A 17,499-nucleotide genomic window follows, 5' to 3' on the forward strand; every position below is an offset into this window, starting at 1 on the left:
AAAAGTCTTTATTCCGTACAAAAAACAATCTATAAGTTATGAAAAATAAACAACTTAAATCAGATTTATCCATTTCCTTTTCATATATTTCTTGGTATGTTCAAGGACACAATAACAAGATGGAAGAAAGTGCACATGATGCTATATGGATATCATTTCTCGACAATAGAACATAACTGGGAAGACCTTAAGCCCTTAAATGAGTTTCTACAAACATTTGCAGATGATGATGGTGATGTCTCAACACGAGATAAAGAATCACTCAAAGAAATCATAGCGAAATCTGATACAGCGTTGGCTCTCGCTAGAGAAATGGGTTGGGATGGTAGCTATACAGGCTGTCCTTATCTATTCTGGTTACCAAGTAAAAATAGCCAATCTTTTGAATATGGTTTTGTATTTAAACAGACCTCAGATAATACAACTTTTGTGATTTCACCGATTGAATTGAGCTATTTAGCTGAAGATCCCGAGGTACAAACATTAAGTAAAGATATTGAATAAGTGATATAGGTTATTGATTCAAATTTGAGATCAATAACCTCATCTTAATATTAGGTAGATTAGTCAAACATACTTAACTGAGGTGTAGGTTTTATAATTTTTTCTTTGGGGACATGAGAGCATTCAAACTCTTCAACTGGAAAACCTTCGATAAAGCTGGAAATATCTGGTGTTTCTAAACTTAACCATTCATCTAGTCGTTCATGTGGAATCACAATAACTGATCGTTTAACATCGCCTGGCTCATGAAAATCTTTCATCATCGGATGGTCTATAGCATCCATCGTCAACATGCTTGCAGAACGAATAATCGTTTCATTTATTTTGCAAATTTCATAGATTGCTGCGATGAAAAAAGCCTGCCCATCTTTACGGCGAACACCCCACCGCTCAGGTTTATCATTTATATACTTACTTTCATAAAATTCGGTCACTGGAATCACACCAAATTTACATTTAAGTGCAGCTTCTTGAAAGCTAGGTTTTTGAAAAATAGTCTCATGGCGGGCATTGTAGGTATGTTTTGCTATATTTGTATCTTCAGCCCATTTAGGAACCAATCCGAACATCACTTCACGCCACTCAAGCCCTTGTGGTGATTTAAATAATAGTGGCATTGTTCCTGCAGGATAAACCTCTTCGGCATAGCTAAAGCCGACCACAGGCAACTGAAGTTGCTGTAATTGGGCAAACGTTAAAGGTTTAAAATTAGCGCACATAACAAGAATAAAATACTCTACATTTATCTCTCTTATTTTATAAGCATTTACCACATAAACCAAATAAAAAGGCACTCGAAAGTGCCCTTAACGACATAACTTTACGCTCATGAAATGTGTTGAATCCCTTGAGGAATCGCCTTTAATAGTCGTTTAGTATAATCATGTTGAGGATGTGCATAGAGTTCATCTGAATTGGCTATTTCAATAACTTCTCCATGATTCATGACCATGACCTGATCAGAGATATATTTCACAACCGATAAGTCATGTGAAATAAAGATATAACTCAGCCCAAACTCATCTTGTAAATCTTGTAATAGGTTAAGTACTTGTGCCTGAACTGAAACATCTAGTGCAGAAACAGATTCATCACAAATCAAAATTTCAGGCTTCAGCGTTAAACAGCGTGCAATGGCAATACGTTGACGTTGTCCACCTGAAAACTCATGCGGATATCGGTAGTAAGCTTGTTCAGGTAAATTGACTCGCTCAAGCAGTCCAAGGGCAATTTGTTTACGCTCTGCATCATCTTTACCGATTTTATGAATTTGCATAGGCTCTAATAAAATCTGCCCAATGGTAAAGCGTGGATTAAGAGACGCATAGGGATTTTGAAAGATGATCTGGATTTTACGTTGATATTTAGCAAACTCTTTTTCAGTTAATGAAAGAATATCTTTACCTTCGATGAAAGCCTGCCCACCAGATGCCTGATGTAAACGCATGAGTAATAGCCCAACAGTCGTTTTACCTGATCCAGACTCTCCGACTAAACCCAAAGTTTTTCCCTTAGCCAGCCTAAAAGAAACGCCTTTTACGGCCTGAAACTCTTCTTTGCCAAATAGACCTTTACGGCTATAAAAGCTTTTTTTCAGGTCTTTTACTTCCAAGATGATTTTCTCATCACCATTTAAACCACGTTTGCGCTCGGGAATTGCTGAAACATCAAAACTTTGTTCGACCAATACATCGTCTTCTTGACGCATAAAATCGCTCGTTACAGGCAAACGATAAGGCCGTTGTGACATTTGCGGGCGGCAATATAACAAAGCTCTCGTATATACATCTTTAGGCTGTTCAAGGACCTGCTCAGCAGCACCTTGCTCTCTTATCTCGCCATGACGCATTACAATGACTTTATCTGCAATTTCACCGACCAATGCTAAATCGTGGGTAATAAAAAGCATCGACATTTGACGGCGCTTACGCAATGACTCGAGTAGATCAATAATTTGCTTTTGGATCGTGACATCAAGTGCCGTAGTCGGCTCATCGGCAATAAGTAGTTTAGGCTCACACGCAATCGCCATAGCAATCATGACACGTTGCTGTTGACCACCAGAAAGTTGATTTGGATAGGCATCAATTTTAGTTTCAGGTGAAGGAATACCTACTTCTTTAAGCAATTCTAAAACGCGTTGTCGAGCCTGTTTACGATTCAACCCCATATGTAAACACAACACTTCTGCAATTTGATTGCCAACCGTAAAAACTGGATTTAATGATGACATCGGCTCCTGAAAAATCATGGCTATGTCTTTACCACAGATTTTGCGCATATCTTTACGAGATAAGCTCAGTAAATCTTTACCTTCAAATATAATTTTACTTTGCTCATCAATTTTGCTCTGACCGACAGGAAGTAATCCCATAGCAGCCAATGAAGTAACCGATTTGCCGCTACCCGACTCGCCAACTAAAGCAACTGTGGTATTTGCTGGAATATCAAAGCTAATTCCTTTTACGGTTTCAATATATTGCTTATCTTCACCTTTAAAACTTACTCGTAAATTTTTAACATGCAGTAGCGGCGCATTCTTATTTTCTTGTTCTAACATTTGACCTTCCTCTTATTTTAGCTTTGGATCTAACGCATCACGAAGTGCGTCAGTAAACATTGAAAATGCCGTAACCAAAGCAGCCATTGCGACAGAGGCTGCGACAAGCTGCCACCACTTACCTAAAAGAAGTTCACTTTGTGCTTCATTTAACATGCTTCCCCAAGACACTACGCCTACAGGCACACCGAAGCCCAAGAAACTCAAAATAACTTCAGATTTAATAAAAGAAACCACCAAAATTGACATTTGGACCAAAGCGATATGGCTTACATTCGGAAAAATATGAATGAACATACGGCGGAAGTGACCAACACCAATTGCTTTGGCAGCAAGAACGTACTCACGTGCAGTATGTTTCATATATTCGGCACGAATTAAACGATAAACACCGGTCCAGCCCGTTAAACCTAAAATCAGAACAATGGACAATATGCCTTTTTGTTGAAGTACGGCAGCAATAGCGAGAACTAATAATAAATATGGAATTGAGGTAAAAATGTTATAAAACCAGTTGAGAATATCATCCACCCAGCCACCGAAATATCCAGAAATTGCGCCTAAAAGTGTACCAATTCCTACTGCGAGTAAAGCCGATATCACCCCAACAATAATTGAAGTTTCAGCACCTTTAATAGTTTTCTTCAAAACGTCCTGTCCCCATTTATCAGCTCCAAACACAAGGGTACTTTTCAGTTCTGCTTGCTGATCAAGTAAATGTCCTCCAAGTTGCTGATCGATCGCTTTCATATCATCGGCTAATGGGTCAACTACACCATAATAATCAATTGCACTTCCAGAGCTCTTTTCTTGTTTAATTTCAGCGTTAAGCTTGTTAATTACATCTTTTAAAGGATCAACTGGATTTTCTGGTAATTCTTCCTCAATCGCTGCCGCCTTTTGCCCAGCTTCTGTTGTCTTATCTGCCCCTATAAATGTAGGCGGTGCATAACTTACGGCTACCTCTTTATTCCAGTCAGATGCAATCACGCCCGTCATTGATAGAACCAAGATAATAAAATAAAGCAATACAATCACTAGCGATGACATTGCTATCTTGTCGGCCCGAAGACGACGCATGGCAAGTTTCCATAGGCCAGATGAATGAGCTTCGGCTTTTGTTTGTTGTTTTCTTTTTGATAAAACGCTCAGCATAGCCCACCTACTTCAACTGTACACGTGGATCAACCACTTTGTAGACCAAATCGGCAATCAGGTTAAAAATCATGGTTGCAGCGGCGATGTAAACTGTAATTGCCTTAATAACAGGAAAGTCACTCCGCTCAACTGCAATAATCACCTCTCGACCAATCCCGGGAATACCAAAAAAACGTTCAATTAAAAATGCGCCTATAAGCAATGCGGGTAAAGTTGACATCACATCGGTAATAATAGGAATTGAAGCGTTCCGCAGTACATGTACACCTAAAATTCGGCTTTCACCTACACCTTTAGCACGTGCTGTTCGAACATAGTCCTGATTAATTTCATCAAGCACGAAACTACGATATAACCGTAAAGTCGGGGCAATACTCACCACCAACATGATTAGAATTGGTAGTAAGGCAAACTTAAATAAATTATCAGTAAAGGTGTCGCTCCAGCCTTGCACAGGAAACCAACTTAGTTGATAAGCTAAAACATATTGAAAAACAATAATGTAAACTAAGATACTGATTGACATGCCGATAGTACATAGCATCATCACCATACGATCGGTTAGAGAGCCTCGTACCGCAGCAACAGCTAATGCCAAAATAATTGAAATAACCGTCTGTAAAATAGTCAGTGGGATTAAAAGCGTAAGCGAGGGTCCTAATCGGGTTAAAATAATTTGAGAAACGGGTTCGCCAGTACTCCAACTTGCACCGTAGTCAAAAGTCAGTATTTGTTTAATGAAAATCCAGAGCTGAACGTAATAAGGTTGATCGACACCTAGCTGCTTACGAATGTTTTCTATCTGCTCAGGATTAGACATCTTGCCCGCTAAAATATAAGCAGGATCGCCACCTACCCAGTTAAAAAGAATAAAAATAAGTAAGACTACCCCCAACATAGTTGGAATCATCTGCCATAACCGCCGAATAACATATGCCAGCATAGTGATAATTCCTTATTTAACCCGTTGTCCGGTAATTTCGTTAAAGAATGCTTTATTGTCAGGATCACGACCGAGGAAATCTTTAACTAATTCAGCTGCTGGTTTTTGGCTACCTTGCGATAAGATCGTTTGACGGTAACGTTGCCCTACTTGCGGGTTATTAAGGTTGTCCCCATAAGCAGAAAGCATGTCTAAAGCTAAAACCTCAGACCACATATAGCCGTAATAACCAGCTTGATAACCGCCCATCAAATGCCCAAACTGCCCAGGAAACTCGGTTGTTGGTACATAACCCAAAGCTGTAGCAGCTTCCATTTTTTGCCAATTTTCTAAAGGTTTTACTTTTAAAGCATCAGCAGTATGCAATGACATATCGTACTGTGCATAAAGGGTCTGACGGGCATAACGCAAGCCACGACCATAGTTATGTACTGCTTTTAATCGGGCAATTAACTCATCGTCAACACGTGGGCAGGCTGGATCGCAATAATCGGCCACTTTAGATAAAGTTTCTTTACGGCGTGCCCACTCTTCATACATTTGAGATGGCGCTTCTACAAAATCACGTTCTACGGATGTTCCTGACTGACTGGCATAACGTGTATTTGATAAAATGCCGTGTAAAGCGTGGCCAAACTCATGGACAAAAGTTTCAAGCTCATCGCTATTTAGCCCTTTACGATTAAAGTTCGTGACTAGGGCTGAAACTGGTAAGCGGTTTGTTAATGTACTACCACCATATACTCCCCAAACGGCGGCATGGCCATACTTCCCTTCACGAGGGAATTTATCCATATATAAGCCACCAAGGAGTTTTCCTGTCTTCTTATCAACTACATCGTAATATTCAACTTCGTCCTGCCATGCTTTAACTTTGACAGGTTTAAAATCAATACCATAAAGGTCAGATGAAATAGCAAACAACCATTTTTGAGCAGCTAAAGTTGGGAAATAATCACGAAGTTTTTCCTGATCAATCTGATATTTGCTCTTACGAAGTTTTTCACTCCAGTAAGCTTCACTCCAACGTGTAATCTCGGTTTTTTCTAATGGCGTTTTTAAAGTTTGTGCTTTAAATGCACGGAGTTCTTCTACTTCTTTACGTTCAAGTGGTGCTACTGTTTTTTGGACTTCTGCTAAAAATTGATTTACAGCCTCAGGCGTTTTAGCCATACGGTCTTTTAAAACCCAATCTGCATAACTTGCTTTTCCAAATAACTGCGCAAGCTCATAACGCAAATCAATTGCCTGTTTGAGTAGTTTTAAATTTTGCTCAGTACCCCGTCGAGTAAAGGCAATTTGATATCTTTTTCGAGCATCATCATTATCTGCCAACTCCATAAAAGGACGATATTCCGGATATTCAAAACCTAATAAATAGTTGCCTTTAGCATTTTTCTTTAATGCTGAAATATAACTTTGAGGTAAGCCTTTCATCTCTTCAGGAGTAAACTCAAGTTTCTCCGGATTATCGCGGACATTACGCGCATATTCTTGTTCGAGTTTGGTCAACTCATCCAGAATGGTCTTCATTCGTGCGCGCTTTACTGGTTCAAGTTGAACACCTGTGTCTTCAAACTGATCTAGAATATCTTGGCGGTATTTTTGGTCAATTGGGTCTGTTGCTTGTGTATTTTTAATTAAGTTATATAGCTTCGGGTTCTGAAATATATCAGTGTGAAACTGATTAATTTTGATTTCACAGTCTTCAGCTGCCTTACGTAATTTTGCATCTGGGTCTACGTTACTATATAGACTTATCGGACCTGAGAAATCTTCAAAATGCGCAAAAATTTTATCCCATTTTGCCAATATAGGTGCCGCTGCTACATTATCTTTAATAGGCGTTTTTTCAAAATTTGAAATCTCTTTCTGAATCTTTTTTAAATTCCCATCACACCATGCTGGCAGTTGTTGTGCTTTAAGTAATGGCAAAGTAGGACGTGTTGTCTCTGCCGTTGCAAACTGACTTATACTTATGGTCAACATACATAAAGTTGTCATTTTCAGTGTATTATTTTTCATCGTATCTCCAATTTTCATTTAATGATTAGATTTGGTATTTGTATCAATATCGAAATACATCCACTCTGCATGTAAAATTGGATGCTTCTTATATCCAATGATTTTTGGTTGAGCCAGCATATTCCGGTAGCGTGCATATGAGATTTGAACAGGCATATAAACTTCTAACAACCGTGTCATTTTTCGATAAAGTGCATCTCTCTCAGGACCTGCTTGCATTTGTTGCGTTTGGCGATACAACTGATCAAACTCTGGTATAGAACCACAAGACCAGTTCGTCATATGGGTATTGGGTCCATAAAAATTCTGCATAAAATTATCTCCATCTGGATAATCGGCTATCCATGCAGAAGACCCGAACATCCCGTCACATTGTTTTTGCGCACGAATAAGATCTGCAAAGAGCATGGGTTTAAAGACCATACGGATATTCAAACTATCAAAATTTTTTTTCCACAGCTCAGCGCTTTGCTGGCCAATACTGTCACTACGAGCCATATATTCAATGACAAGTGGTTTTCCGTCTGGTTGCGTACGCCAACCTGAGGCATCTTTTTTATAGTGATATCGATCTAATAGTAAATTTGCTGCTTTCACAGAATATGGCGTACTGGTTCTGTATTGAGGGTCATTACCCACTACACCTGGTGGAATTGGAAAATGTAGACGCTGTGCATCATCATTTCTTACTAATTTAATTTCTTGATCTATTGAACGAGACATCGCAATCGCACGGCGTAAAGCAATTTTCTCTTTACTCATTCCCCCAACAACTGGATTTTTAAGATTCCAATAAATATAACTAATTTCGGGGTCAACAATGCGAGATAACTGCACACCTTCTTTAGCAAGTTCAGGTCTTAATTTACCGTCTTTAACCGCTTTTGCGACCAGTTGGCCTTCAAGCTGAAATATATCAACCTCACCACGCTGAAATGCTAGCCACCGCGATTGGTTTTCTTCCATCACCTGAATATCAATTGTGCCGATTTGGGGCATTTTTTTACCTTTAAGTCGCTTCACAATTGCCTGATCTTCAGGGCTGCTGGCATTAAAGTTCCAAGTAAAGCCCCGATAATCAGGATTCGCTTTTAAAACAATACGCGATGCTGGTATCCACTTGCTCAGCACATAAGGACCTGTACCTACAGGATGGCCCATAACATAACCGGCTTTGTCTTTATACTTTTCGATGACTTCACGTGCCACTGCACCTGTCGGGTCATGGGCCAGTAATAAAGGAAAGTTATAGTCTGGCTTAACTAAACGAATCACCAAAGTGTATTTATCAGGTGTTTGTAAACCACTTACCTTTTGGTCATAGTTAAATTTTCCGGATTTATTAGCTGCTTTGACTAACGCATCCATACCTTCAATTTTGTTTTCTAATAACCAGCTATTTGGAGAGCGCAGATTCGGGTCCAATAAACGCTTAAAAGAGTACGCATAATCATTGGCTGTTAATTCTCTAGGTTTGCCTTTAAAAACAGGGTCTGGCGTAAAATAAATTCCCTTTTTAATGTGAATGGTATAGGTCAGACCATCGGAACTGACTTCTGGCATAGCGGTTGCTATTTGCGGAATAAGTTTTGCCGGCCTTGCTAAATAATCATAGGTATATAGAGTTTCAAATATCGATGTGGTTACATGCGCAGAATATAAATCATGGATATAAGCCGGGTCGAAACCTGTCTCAGCTGTTGGAAATACATAACGTAAAACTTTATTCGGATCGGCTGGGCTTTTCGCAAAAATACTTGTAGATCCCGTTAAGGCCATACTAGCGAATAGCAAGCTGATACTACAGTGCTTGAGCTTTTGTTTTAAATTTTCAGTCATCATGATCTTTATCTAAAATTATTTTTTAATAGGAGTAATATCAAGATATTGCCAGTTTGTATTCATCATAGGATGGGGTTTAAAACCTTGAACTTGTGGCCGTACTAACCAGTTACGAATTCGAGTTACATGAACAATCCATGGGTTATCAGCTTCAATCTGGCGATTGAGCTTTTCATAATATGGTAGACGTTGTTGCGGTGGTAAATGAATGGCCTGAGTATAAAGAGCGTCATATGTTTTAGACTGATAACAAGCATGGTTTCCCTGTCCAGCATTTGGTCCATAAAGCAACTGTGCAAAATTATCTCCTTCAGGATAGTCAGCAATCCATGCCCCACTCCAAATCATATATTTACATTGAGTTGCGGCTTTTAAGTTATCTGCAAAATTACTTACCTTAAAGTCAGCTCGAATGCCAATTGCATCCAGATTCTTTTTCCAGAGTTCTGAGTGGATAACTGAGGCCGAGCTATTTTCTGTATTGATTTTTAAAATCAAAGGTTTCCCGTTTGGCTGGGTTCTATAACCATCAGCACCTTTTTTATAACCATAATAATCAAGTAATTTATTTGCTAGCAGCGGGTTATATCCTACGCTACTTTTATATTTCGGATTATAGCCATTCACACCTTCAGATATAAACATTTCAGCCCGAACAGCTTGCCCTTTATAAGCCTGTTTTATACTTTCTTTTTGGTTGTACGACAAAGTAATTGCTCTACGAAGAGCGATCTTTTCTGGGCTAAAACCACCAATCACCGGATCACGCATGTTCATCATCGTATAGGTAATTTCAGGTTCCTTATATGGGAAGTGTTTAATTCCTCTCTTCTTAAAAGAAGCTTTAAGCTGATTTCCATCTAAAGCTTGAGGAACTGCACTCGCTGTAAGTTTGTCAAAGTCGAGTTGACCCGACTGGAAAGCTAACCATCTTGACTGCTCTTCTTCAATAATACTGACTACCACCTTTCCAATTTGTGGCATTTTCTTTCCAGACATTTCCTTAACAAGCTGGTTATCCCAAGGTGTTCCTGTCGACTTAAAGTTCCAGACAAAACCACGATAATCAGGATTAGCAATCAACTCGACCTTACTTCTTGGTACATACTTACTTAACATGTAAGGGCCTGTACCTACGGGATGCATACCAATACGGTCACCGTAATAATCGACAACCTCTTTAGCAACTCCGCCAAATGCAATATAGGCAAGAATATAAGGGAAATTATAGTCTTGGCGAGTTAAGGTAAATTGTAAAGTATATCGATCAAGTGCTTTGACTCCTGCAATTGGAGCAGCATAATCAAATTTTCCAGTTTTCTTTGCTTGGGCTACAACCGCATCGGCACCTAGTAACTTACCATCAATGAATGAAACAGACGGTGCTCTATTTTTAGGATCTAGAATACGTTTAATTGTATAGACGTAGTCTTCGGCTACTAGCTCACGGCGTTTACCTTTAAAAGCGGGATCATTAGTAAAATAGATACCTGGCTTAATTTTAAAAGTATACACTTTACCGTCTTGTTCCACTTTGGGCAGGCTCTCTACTGTATAGGGAGCTAACTGTAATGGGCGTGCCAGATAGTCATATTTAAGTAAAGGCTCAAAAATTGCCTCAGCAATATTAGCACTATAGAAATTGGTAGTTTTAACCATATCGAAGCCATCATCCGGGGCTTCATAGGCAACATGCAAAATTTTGTTTGGTTGCGCTGGCGTAATTGCGTAAGCACAAGGAACAGATGTAATAGCCAGACTTAAAATGGCGAGCTTAAAAAATTTTAATTTCAAGTTCATACCCACGTAATTAGTTTTTTAAAAGATATTATCCTTTTGAGTAACATCTAAATCTGCATAAGAAAAGTTCTTTTTCAACAGATAAGCCTATTTAGGTTTAATTCTTTACTTTTCTATGAGCATTTTTATTTGAACAAATGGAAAAACAAAGTCAAAAACCCAATCTTTTGTAACTACTGAAAATAAAGCGAATTTCATGCCATTTATTAATATTCATCACAAAATAATTAATAATATTAGAAATTCATATTTTTATTAGGTACTTAAAATGGTTTGAACTATATAAATAAAAGTAACTTTTTGCCAAATATTATATTTGCATATGTTAATCATCTAATACCTTAAATGCACAAATAAAATACATTAAAAATTAATTATGTTCCACATTAGATCAAGCTCCCCCCACACATAACTACCATTCAATATATTGATTTATAATAAAAATACAACTCAAAGACATAGCAATAAATACTATAACATTACATATAAAAAGGTTCTAAAACGATACATTTTTATTTATTAAGCATGTGAAGAGTCCAGCAATGTATATTTTTTATACAAAAAAATTTGAAACTTTTGGCCAGCGATCAAAAATTTTCCAAACGGAAAATTTTTTTTTGTTTAATAACAGATGAATCTTCGTACTGAATCATAATAAAATCAATATATATCAATATTTTGCATAAACTAAAAAAAGAAAAATATATAGTTGGCACTTGCTTTGCTTAAAAACTTTCCAGCAATATCGCTAACGACAACAAAAAGGGATCAAATCCACGATGAAAAAAAAATACAATGTTCGATCTCAGGCAACCCCCAAGATCAGCAAAACAATTCTTAAATTAAGCACCCTTAGTTTAAGTATGATGTGTCTTACCCTGGCACAGGCAGCAGAAACTGAACAATCAAGTACTGATGAAAAACCAACAAAAGTCGTAAAAGTTGCCGTTACTGGTTCTTCAATCAAAGGGGTTGCAGCACAAAGTGCGTCGCCAATCACAGTGGTGAAAGTTGATGAAATGTTAAAACAAGGTGTAACAACAACAGAGGAAGCATTATCTAAAATAACCGCAAATCAAGCGGGATTTGTTACGGCACAAAATGTAGGAGCTAGCGGTACAGCTGGCTCAACAGCAAACCTACGTGGTATTGGCGCCAACAAAACCCTGATTTTACTCAATGGACGACGTCTAGCAGCCAATGCTTACGATAGCGGTGTGACTAACCTCAATATCATCCCACTTGCTATGTTAGAGCGCATTGAAGTCTTACGTGATGGAGCCTCTGCCATTTACGGGACAGATGCTATTGGTGGCGTTATTAATTTCATTACAAAAAAACAATTCACTGGTTTAAATATTAGTGCCGGGTTGACCCAACCAGAACAAACTGGTGGAGATACTCAAGATATTAGCGTTTTTGGCGGTTTTGGTGATATAGATGAAAATGGTTTCAACGTTTTTGGTGTTGTAGATTATCGTCATGGTAATGACATCATGGCCCAAGATCGTAAGGTTAGTAAGCGCGGTGGCTTACTTCCTGAACTAGGTGTTACAAGAGGTAGTAGCGGTGCATTTCCTGCAAATATTTCAAAAAACTTAGGGAATCCTTATGCCGCAACAGGTTGTGGAGATAATCCTCTTATTTACGTTGATGGAAATACCTGTCGCTTCAATAGCCAAGCTGTGATTGGAATTGTTCCAAAAACAGAAGACATCTCAGCAATGGGACGTGCAACCTTTAAACTCAATGATAATTTTAATGCTATAGCTGAATATGTATATGCACGTAATGAAATTACGACCTCTGTGGCTCCAGATGTATTCTTCGATTTACCACTTGAAGGAAATAGTAAATACTATCCAGGTAACGGCATTACCCCTGCATTAGCAGGTGTCAATGGACAAGACGTCACCCTATCTCTACGCTCTCAAGCTGGCAATCGTGTAAGTACGAGTGTCAATGAATCCCATCGTATCTTTGGCGGTATAGAAGGTGACGCTTATGGTTGGGACATCAACACAGGTATTACCTATGCAAAAAGTAAAGCCTCAGATGCATTAGACAGCGGCTACTTAAACTACGGCAAGACTTCTGAAGCACTACTTGCAGGAAAACTTAACCCTTTTGGTGCACAACAACCTGAAGATGCTGGTTTATGGGATACTTTAGGTGTAACTGGCAAATATATGGATGCTGATGTTGATTCAACCACAGTTGATTTCACAGCAAGCCGTCCAATTTTTACTTTACCAGCAGGCGATGTTGGTTTCGCAGTCGGGGCTAGTTACCGTCGAGATGACTGGACATCAAAAGTAAATTCAGAAATCGCAAGTCTCGCACCGAGTACTGGTGTAGATCCAGATGAACCTATTAACAAAGGTAAACGTGAAATCAAAGCAGCTTTTACCGAGCTGCACATTCCACTCCACAAAACATTAGAAGCTCAACTTGCTGCACGTTATGATGATTACAGCGACTTTGGTGATACTTTTAACCCTAAATTTGCACTCCGTTGGGAACCAATCAAACAATTGATGTTCCGTACCTCTTATAGTACAGGTTTCCGCGCCCCTACTCTTTGGGAAATGAATGCACCAAACTCGATAACTAATACATCTGCCAACTATGATGATCCAATTCTTTGCCCAGGTGGGAAAGTAAACGAAGCCGCTGGTGGTGATAAAAGCCGCGACTGTAATATGCAATTTGACCGTAAAAATGGTGGTAACAAAGACTTAGATGCAGAGGAATCAAAATCGTTTACAGCTGGTTTTGTGTTAGAACCAATCAAAAACCTAGTCTTAACATTAGACTATTACAATATCGAAGTTGAAAAACAAATTTCATCTCTTCCAGAAAGTGATATTTTTAATAATCCAACCAAATATGCAGATAAATTTGTACGTAATTCTGATGGTTCACTCGCATATATCATCACTACTCAACAAAATATGGGAGATTTAAAAACCTCCGGCATTGATGTGAGCTTAAACTATGCTACACCAATGACTGCAACAGGCCGTTATAGCTTTGGTATTGATGGTACTTATGTCATCAAATATGACTACCAAAATGAAAAAGATGGTGAATGGATTCACAATGTAGGCAGCTACGAAGGTACTGGTCCAATTATTCGATGGAAACATGTTGCCAACCTTAATTGGAATTACGAAGACTGGGCACTCAACTTCCAACAACAGTTCACTCGCGGTTATGACGATCAGAATGCATCAGACCAAAACCATAAAGTCAGCGACTACACACTCTACAACGTTTCAGGCACATACAAAGGCTTTAAGAACTTAGAGTTAACAGCCGGTATCAAGAATATCTTTGATGAAGAACCTGCTGCAACCAATGTTGAGGACAACTTCCAAATGGGTTATGACCCTCGTTACAGCGACCCTACAGGCCGTACGTACTTCCTACGTGGTACTTACAAGTTCTAAACGGGTGTTTTGCAAATATGGCTCCATAACATCAATGGACCATGTTTGCAAAATGAAATTCTCACTTAGCCAAACAAAAAATGCATAAGTCTTTATCCAAGCATTTCAATATAAATTGTTTGTCTACAGTTTCAGGAGTAACTATGGGCATGACTTTTACAGACATAGAAAATAAATCTGCCAAACGCCTAATTGGTATTGCTGCAGTCATTTTTCTGCATCTTCTTGTTGCCTATATTCTGATGTCAGGTTTAGCAAACAATATTCAAAAACCAGCAGAAAAACCTGTGGAATTACAAATTATTCAGGATATTAAGCCGCCTCCACCACCAAAGCCGGAAGAGCCGAAACCAAAGGAAAAACCACCTGAACCACCAAAAATGGTAGAAAAAGTTGCCAAGGTTCCTGAGCCAGTGAAACAGGTCGAAAAAGTTACACCTGTACAAAAAACGCCCCCGGTGGCTCAACCAACTAAAGTGGCTACCCCAGCTCCTGCTGCACCTAGTACCCCATCACCAAGCCCTGTTGCTGCACCTACCCCAGTGGCTGCTGCGCCGGCACCAAAACCAGCTGGTGTAAGTCGTGGTGTTTCAGAGGGTTCTGCTGGCTGTGAAAAACCAGAATATCCACGCGAAGCACTTATGAATGAAGAACAAGGGACAGTGCGAATACGTGTTTTGGTTGATACATCCGGCAAAGTTATTGATGCCAAAGTAAAAAAATCGAGTGGCAGCAAAATTTTAGATAAGGCGGCAACTAAAGCTTACAGCTTATGTACCTTTAAGCCAGCAATGAAAGATGGTGTACCTCAGCAAGATTGGTATGAAATTGAATATCCATTTGTAATTGAATAAACAATTGAATTAGCAAGAAATTAAAAAATATTGGAGATATATGATGAAAAAATCAACTCAACCGTTAGTTCGTTTCGCTTCTGCAAGTCTAATCGCAGCTTGCTCATTACTTCCCTTAAGCTCAGTTTTCGCAGAAGAAACAAGCAATACTCCTGTGGCCATAGCAACTACTGAAGCTACGTCAAGTACAAATACTCCAACTCCACCACCGAAACCCGCAACGAGTGAAACTGTTAAAAATCCTTATGGTCTAGAAGCCCTTTGGCGCGAAGGTGATTTAGTTGCTAAGTCTACCTTATTTATATTAGTACTCATGTCTATTGGAACTTGGTACATCATCATCTCTAAACTATTGCAGCAAGGTAAAGTCAAACGCCAAGGCAAAGAAGCTGAAAAACATTTCTGGGAAGCGACTTCCCTTGATAATGCTGCAGAAGGTTTAGAACAAAGTAGCGCTTATCGCTTTATTGCAGAAAAAGGCATTAACTCGACTAAATCACATGGCGGTTCTTTACTTGAACGAATCGATTTTAATACATGGGTGAGCATTTCAATTCAGCGCGCAATTGAGAAAATACAAAATCATTTAGGTGGTGGTTTAGCCTTTTTAGCAACAGTAGGCTCTACTGCACCATTTGTTGGTCTTTTTGGTACCGTTTGGGGAATTTATCACGCATTAACAGCCATCGGTATCTCAGGTCAAGCGTCTATCGATAAAGTTGCAGGCCCCGTTGGTGAAGCTCTCATTATGACAGCGATTGGTCTTGCAGTCGCAGTACCTGCTGTACTTGGTTATAACTGGCTTACACGCCGCAATAAAGCCGTTATGGAAAATGTCCGTTCATTTGGTTCAGATTTACACGCGGTTTTATTAAGTGGAGAAATTAATACCAATAATTCAGTTAATCGCAGTATTAAATAATCGGGAGCAAACATTATGGGTATGAGTGTTGGTTCTGAAGATGATGATGAAATGATTGGCACAATTAACACGACACCTTTGGTTGATGTCATGTTGGTTTTACTTATTATTTTTCTTATTACTGTTCCGGTAGTCACACATACGGTTCCAGTGAAACTACCAGAAGAAAAAAATACGCCGTACGCAACCACGCCTGAAAATATTCAACTCTCAGTAAATAAGAAAGGCGATATTTTCTGGAACGAAAGTTATGTGCCTAGTAAAGAGATATTGCTGGCAAAACTCCAAGCAGTTGCACAAAAAAGACCTCAGCCAGAAGTTCATATTCGGGGTGATCAGCTTACCCATTTTGAAGCGATAGATCAGGTCATTAGTACGACCAAAGAAGCTGGTATTGGCAAAATTGCTTTTGTTACTACCCCTCCAGCCTCCCCGTAATTAACTTAAGGAGAATTTTATGGGTATGAATGTCGGTTCAAATAATGATGACGATGTGATGTTAGAAGTCAACATGACACCTCTTATTGATGTCATGTTAGTACTCATTATTATGTTTATTATTACCATACCTGCACCAAACAACGCGATTAATATTAATTTGCCAAATGGCACACCGCCACCAACAAATGAAAAGCCACCTGAAGTGATTGATGTAAGAATTGATGCGGTAGGCAAAGTATTTTGGAATAATCAAGAGGTTTCTGACCGAAAGGCGCTAGAGACTTTATTTCAAGGTGTTGTTGCTAAAAAAGATCAAGACCAGATCAAACTCAAACCAGACCAGATGGCTGAATATAAAAATGTAGCGATGGTCATGGCTACTGCACAACGTTTAGGTGTCACTAAAATTGGAATTGTGAGCAATAACTAATATTGCTTTTCAATATATTTAATTCTATTAACTCCTGCGCTAACTTGAATCTTCAGTTAGCGTTTTTTTTAATTAGAAATATTCAACTCTAAAATAATATCTCCACACTCATCATGTTCTCCAGTTTCTCGGAAACCCATTTTTTTATAAAGTTTTCCAGCAATGTTATTAGAAGATTTATACATCGTTCTAATTCGTTTAGCTCCTTTTGCAGCCATTTCATCAATTGCCATTTGCAATGCCGTGGTACCACAACCTTTAGCCTGATTATTTGCATCAATCATAAAACGAAACAACCAAAATAATGTCTCATCAGGTGGATCAACTTCGACACAATACATTAAAAATCCAATGACTTTATCATCCGAAAAAATCACTCTTGGACAGTAATGTTCTTCCACTTTAGACTCAGCAATAGAATATACATTTGGTGCAACATAATCTTTTTGGGATTCATCCAACGATAATCTCGCACATAGAATCCAATTCTCACGATCAAGATCTTTTAGACTAATCAAATTAAAAACCTCTTAGCTATTAATCTATATTCCATAAGCACAAAATATAC

At 38.7% G+C, this 17,499-nt stretch carries 14 protein-coding genes and 1 pseudogene; 7 read left to right on the forward strand and 8 right to left on the reverse strand.

What is annotated here, in order from left to right:
• Nucleotides 1-135 precede the first annotated feature (135 nt).
• On the forward strand, nt 136-504 hold the full coding sequence (locus F928_RS13640) for a hypothetical protein (protein WP_002117993.1): 369 nt from the start codon (nt 136-138) through the stop codon (nt 502-504).
• A 59-nt stretch (nt 505-563) separates the two neighbouring features.
• Here F928_RS13640 and F928_RS13645 read toward each other — a convergent pair whose 3' ends face one another.
• The 7 genes from F928_RS13645 to hbpA form a co-directional block, all read right to left on the reverse strand.
• On the reverse strand, nt 564-1,223 hold the full coding sequence (locus F928_RS13645; protein WP_031945788.1) for an SOS response-associated peptidase family protein: 660 nt from the start codon (nt 1,221-1,223) through the stop codon (nt 564-566).
• 107 nt (nt 1,224-1,330) lie between these two features.
• On the reverse strand, nt 1,331-3,064 hold the full coding sequence (gene gsiA, locus F928_RS13650; RefSeq protein WP_005076240.1) for an ABC transporter ATP-binding protein: 1,734 nt from the start codon (nt 3,062-3,064) through the stop codon (nt 1,331-1,333).
• 12 nt (nt 3,065-3,076) lie between these two features.
• The gene (gene appC, locus F928_RS13655) at nt 3,077-4,219 is read right to left on the reverse strand and encodes an ABC transporter permease (protein WP_005076244.1); all 1,143 of its coding nucleotides are present in this window, start codon (nt 4,217-4,219) and stop codon (nt 3,077-3,079) included.
• Between the two features lie 7 nt (nt 4,220-4,226).
• Nucleotides 4,227-5,165, reverse strand: coding sequence for an ABC transporter permease (gsiC, locus tag F928_RS13660; protein ID WP_000881922.1), 939 nt, complete (start codon nt 5,163-5,165; stop codon nt 4,227-4,229).
• Between the two features lie 12 nt (nt 5,166-5,177).
• Nucleotides 5,178-7,190: a M3 family metallopeptidase gene (locus tag F928_RS13665; RefSeq protein WP_005076247.1), complete on the reverse strand. Its 2,013-nt coding sequence runs from the start codon at nt 7,188-7,190 to the stop codon at nt 5,178-5,180.
• A gap of 18 nt (nt 7,191-7,208) precedes the next feature.
• Nucleotides 7,209-9,032: an ABC transporter substrate-binding protein gene (gene oppA, locus F928_RS13670; RefSeq protein ID WP_005076249.1), complete on the reverse strand. Its 1,824-nt coding sequence runs from the start codon at nt 9,030-9,032 to the stop codon at nt 7,209-7,211.
• A 15-nt stretch (nt 9,033-9,047) separates the two neighbouring features.
• Nucleotides 9,048-10,838 carry an ABC transporter substrate-binding protein gene (hbpA, locus tag F928_RS13675; RefSeq protein ID WP_078210397.1) on the reverse strand — a complete coding sequence of 597 codons (1,791 nt, stop codon included), beginning with the start codon at nt 10,836-10,838 and terminating at the stop codon, nt 9,048-9,050.
• Between the two features lie 131 nt (nt 10,839-10,969).
• Here hbpA and F928_RS22365 point away from each other — a divergent pair.
• The 6 genes and pseudogenes from F928_RS22365 (at nt 10,970) to F928_RS13700 (ending at nt 16,931) form a co-directional block, all read left to right on the forward strand.
• Nucleotides 10,970-11,091, forward strand: a pseudogene (locus F928_RS22365) (hypothetical protein).
• 520 nt (nt 11,092-11,611) lie between these two features.
• A complete protein-coding gene (locus F928_RS13680) occupies nt 11,612-14,284 on the forward strand; it encodes a TonB-dependent receptor (RefSeq protein ID WP_002117976.1) in 2,673 nt (890 codons plus the stop codon).
• 143 nt (nt 14,285-14,427) lie between these two features.
• On the forward strand, nt 14,428-15,138 hold the full coding sequence (locus F928_RS13685; RefSeq protein ID WP_002117943.1) for an energy transducer TonB: 711 nt from the start codon (nt 14,428-14,430) through the stop codon (nt 15,136-15,138).
• A 40-nt stretch (nt 15,139-15,178) separates the two neighbouring features.
• A complete protein-coding gene (locus tag F928_RS13690) occupies nt 15,179-16,060 on the forward strand; it encodes a MotA/TolQ/ExbB proton channel family protein (protein WP_080632712.1) in 882 nt (293 codons plus the stop codon).
• 15 nt (nt 16,061-16,075) lie between these two features.
• The gene (locus tag F928_RS13695; protein ID WP_005076257.1) at nt 16,076-16,498 is read left to right on the forward strand and encodes an ExbD/TolR family protein; all 423 of its coding nucleotides are present in this window, start codon (nt 16,076-16,078) and stop codon (nt 16,496-16,498) included.
• Between the two features lie 19 nt (nt 16,499-16,517).
• Nucleotides 16,518-16,931 (forward strand): ExbD/TolR family protein, encoded by a 414-nt coding sequence (locus F928_RS13700; protein WP_005076261.1) that lies wholly within the window; start codon nt 16,518-16,520, stop codon nt 16,929-16,931.
• A 68-nt stretch (nt 16,932-16,999) separates the two neighbouring features.
• Here F928_RS13700 and F928_RS13705 read toward each other — a convergent pair whose 3' ends face one another.
• Entirely contained in the window at nt 17,000-17,449 is a 450-nt protein-coding gene (locus tag F928_RS13705) for a GNAT family N-acetyltransferase (RefSeq protein ID WP_005076265.1), read from the reverse strand.
• Nucleotides 17,450-17,499: the final 50 nt, after the last annotated feature.

The sequence above is a fragment of the Acinetobacter pittii ATCC 19004 = CIP 70.29 genome (assembly GCF_000369045.1).
In the GTDB taxonomy this organism is placed as follows: Bacteria; Pseudomonadota; Gammaproteobacteria; order Pseudomonadales; family Moraxellaceae; genus Acinetobacter; species Acinetobacter pittii.

Excerpts from the sequence above, each read along its gene's own strand:
- F928_RS13680 (WP_002117976.1), top strand. The coding sequence starts at position 11,612 with ATGAAAAAAAAATACAATGTTCGATCTCAGGCAACCCCCAAGATCAGC.
- F928_RS13645 (WP_031945788.1), bottom strand. The coding sequence starts at position 1,223 with ATGTGCGCTAATTTTAAACCTTTAACGTTTGCCCAATTACAGCAACTT.
- F928_RS13665 (WP_005076247.1), bottom strand. The coding sequence starts at position 7,190 with ATGAAAAATAATACACTGAAAATGACAACTTTATGTATGTTGACCATA.
- F928_RS13695 (WP_005076257.1), top strand. The coding sequence starts at position 16,076 with ATGGGTATGAGTGTTGGTTCTGAAGATGATGATGAAATGATTGGCACA.
- F928_RS13640 (WP_002117993.1), top strand. The coding sequence starts at position 136 with ATGATGCTATATGGATATCATTTCTCGACAATAGAACATAACTGGGAA.
- F928_RS13690 (WP_080632712.1), top strand. The coding sequence starts at position 15,179 with ATGATGAAAAAATCAACTCAACCGTTAGTTCGTTTCGCTTCTGCAAGT.
- gsiA (WP_005076240.1), bottom strand. The coding sequence starts at position 3,064 with ATGTTAGAACAAGAAAATAAGAATGCGCCGCTACTGCATGTTAAAAAT.
- gsiC (WP_000881922.1), bottom strand. The coding sequence starts at position 5,165 with ATGCTGGCATATGTTATTCGGCGGTTATGGCAGATGATTCCAACTATG.
- appC (WP_005076244.1), bottom strand. The coding sequence starts at position 4,219 with ATGCTGAGCGTTTTATCAAAAAGAAAACAACAAACAAAAGCCGAAGCT.
- oppA (WP_005076249.1), bottom strand. The coding sequence starts at position 9,032 with ATGATGACTGAAAATTTAAAACAAAAGCTCAAGCACTGTAGTATCAGC.
- F928_RS13700 (WP_005076261.1), top strand. The coding sequence starts at position 16,518 with ATGGGTATGAATGTCGGTTCAAATAATGATGACGATGTGATGTTAGAA.
- F928_RS13685 (WP_002117943.1), top strand. The coding sequence starts at position 14,428 with ATGGGCATGACTTTTACAGACATAGAAAATAAATCTGCCAAACGCCTA.